Genomic DNA, 2,479 nt, shown 5'->3' with positions numbered 1-2,479 from the left:
GGTCGCTGACATCGATCTCCGAAAGCGGGATCTCGATGACGTTCATGCTGCCACCTCGTTTTGACGATGTGCCGCCGTCCGCAGCGCGGTAGGTGTCCGATCAACAGTCATCGACACCGGAGACCCATCGGAATGATACCGCTCAGGCCAGATTTTCTCGGGCGCCATCGCGAGAGCCTTTGCGATCTCACGCTCAATCGGCACGGAGTAGCCGGGACGCCCGATAGCGTTTCCCACCGTTCCCTCGGCGCGGCCGATCTTTATCGCGAACGCCTTGAGCGATCCGTAACGGATGCGGAGCGCCGACTTGATATCCTCCGGATGCATGCCCTTTGGCTTTTGTGCCATAGTCTATCCCCATCAATCGGGGCGGCCCCAACCGCCCCTTTTTCAACCCCGTTCACCGTGGGTTTCCACGGTTTCATCCATTCGTGAGGTTCTACGGTGAGAATACACATTCAGGGACTCTCTGAAACCTCAAATGTATATTTCCCACTTCTTTTTTGTGGATAACCTGTGGATAAATTTACGAACGCGGCTTACTTCTGCGGATTATCGACATGAACATGGATCAATGTCATGAATTCCCAGTGCGCGATGATAGCCGGGAACTCACAAACGTAGCTGAGCGACTTCGCGAAGCTGTTTCCAAAGCTGGCGGAAACAGAGCGGTCTCCGAACAATCCGGCATCCCGATCAGCACGCTCAACACCTACATCGCTGGACGCGACATGAAGGGGCTTGCCGCCGCTCGTTTGGCCAGAACTTGCGGCGTGTCCCTGGAGTGGCTCTATTTCGGCCCCGACGCAGCGTCGCCGCCTCAACTGGCAAGGACGTTGCCAGCTAAAACCGCACAAAATCTGATTTCCATCCCCCAATTCGACGTGCAGGTGTCTGCCGGCCACGGCACGCTCGCACCAAACGTCGAAAGTTCAGCATCAATAGAAATCGGTAGACACTCGTTGCCATCCAGCGTCTTAGCGCGCCTTAACCACCTCACGGCGGTAACTGTTCGCGGAGATAGTATGTCTCCATCACTTTACGACGGAGATACTATTTTAATTGACACCGGAGATTGCGAGGTAATCGCCGGTTCTGTTTATGTTTTGCGGCGCGATACTGATATTATGGTCAAGCGCCTTTCGTGGTCGGTCACCGGCGATCTGATCGTGTCGAGCGACAATCCAGCTTACGAGCGCGAGACAATCAGCGCCTCCCGCGCGCGACAGCTCTTCGAGGACGGCGGCCACCCCATCGTCGTAGTCGGCCGCGTCGTTTTTCGCATCGGCATCATGGGGGCTAGGTGACGTGTACAAAGATCGGATCGAATTAAAATGCGAATTTGACCTCGCGATATCTGATAAAAGAGCGGAATTCGAGTGTGATTCGCGATACAAATCTGTGCTTCTGGAAATATTTTGGCATGATTTTTCGGAACAAAACTATCCCAAACATTGGATGTTGACTTTTTTGGATGATTTGTCGTTGTCGTTCTCTTGGCCTTGGTTCGAGTTGGCGGTTAAGAACTTCCGAAATGAAAAAATAATCCCCGAATCATGGAGACGGAGCAATATATCTGATCTAGGTGACATTCCAATACAAATTATTCTTTCTTGTTTATACTCAACTATTTGTCAGATTTCGTTTTCCGCGAATAAATTCACCTCAACAATGGAGGTAATGAATAATATGCCATGGAAAGAATTTTACTATCATCGCACGGAGCACGATCTTCATATCGACGTAAATATGAACAAAATAGATAGAAATTCGGCTAAAGAAAGGCTCTTGAGCGACGGATTTTCGGCGTTCCCTCCTCTTTATCCTCTGGATGGTTCCTCGGTGTATATGTCTCGGAAAAAAGATCGCCCGGATAATAGGGCAGAGTGAGCATCTTCCTTAAATATCAGCTTGTACAGAACGGCGGCGGTCGCTATGATGGCGGTATGGAAACACGCGACGCCGTTCTCGAACAAATCGCCAAATACACAAAGGACACCTTGAAAGAAATCAAGGATGACGTCCGCGCGATAAAATCAAACGGCAAGCGTGACTTTCGGCTCGTCATGGGCGCTCTTATTTCAGCCGCGCTCGGTCTGTCTGCGCTGATGGGCCATGGGTTCAAGTGGTTCTGAGGTTGCCTCTGAGAAACCTCTAAGAACCTTCTCCCCACCTATAAGAGAGCCCCGCTGGAACGGCGCCTTACGGTTCCAAACCATACGTCCGAAATACCGATTTCGCCGGTTTGGTTCCAAACCACACCGGTCGGGCGATCACCCTGTGGATAACTCGGCCCAATCCAAATCGCGCCCCGCCGACCGCCAAATTTTATCCCGCCACGTCCCCGATGATCCCAGATAATCCCGGTCTCCTCCGGTCCAGAACCTACTGTCCACCGTCAATCTTCTATCTTAAAGAATGAGTCCTGAGCCTAGCATCCACTGCGCCTTGGGCAGATCATCGAGCAGGGCCGCCGCAC

At 52.0% G+C, this 2,479-nt stretch carries 3 protein-coding genes; 2 read left to right on the top strand and 1 reads right to left on the bottom strand.

Translation table 11 applies throughout. From position 1 onward, the window contains the following. Nucleotides 1-42 precede the first annotated feature (42 nt). Nucleotides 43-348 carry a helix-turn-helix domain-containing protein gene (locus HK28_RS13195; protein ID WP_086644999.1) on the bottom strand — a complete coding sequence of 102 codons (306 nt, stop codon included), beginning with the start codon at nucleotides 346-348 and terminating at the stop codon, nucleotides 43-45. Nucleotides 349-560: 212 nt separating this feature from the next. Between HK28_RS13195 and HK28_RS13190 the strand changes: the two genes are divergently transcribed. Together HK28_RS13190 and HK28_RS13185 are read left to right on the top strand one after the other, a co-directional pair. Next, nucleotides 561-1,307, top strand: coding sequence for a helix-turn-helix transcriptional regulator (locus tag HK28_RS13190; protein WP_233140550.1), 747 nt, complete (start codon nucleotides 561-563; stop codon nucleotides 1,305-1,307). A gap of 579 nt (nucleotides 1,308-1,886) precedes the next feature. Further along, the gene (locus HK28_RS13185) at nucleotides 1,887-2,135 is read left to right on the top strand and encodes a hypothetical protein (protein WP_086644998.1); all 249 of its coding nucleotides are present in this window, start codon (nucleotides 1,887-1,889) and stop codon (nucleotides 2,133-2,135) included. The last annotated feature ends 344 nt before the right edge of the window (nucleotides 2,136-2,479 follow it).

Origin of the sequence: Acetobacter sp. DsW_063 (assembly GCF_002153745.1) — a bacterium.
Lineage (GTDB): Bacteria > Pseudomonadota > Alphaproteobacteria > Acetobacterales > Acetobacteraceae > Acetobacter.
Note: the sequence above shows the minus strand (reverse complement) of the source record. Positions and strands in the feature narration are given on the sequence as shown.

What these genes read in the sequence shown, in the direction of transcription:
- HK28_RS13195 (WP_086644999.1), bottom strand. Translation starts at nt 348, where the DNA reads ATGGCACAAAAGCCAAAGGGCATGCATCCGGAGGATATCAAGTCGGCG.
- HK28_RS13190 (WP_233140550.1), top strand. Translation starts at nt 561, where the DNA reads ATGAACATGGATCAATGTCATGAATTCCCAGTGCGCGATGATAGCCGG.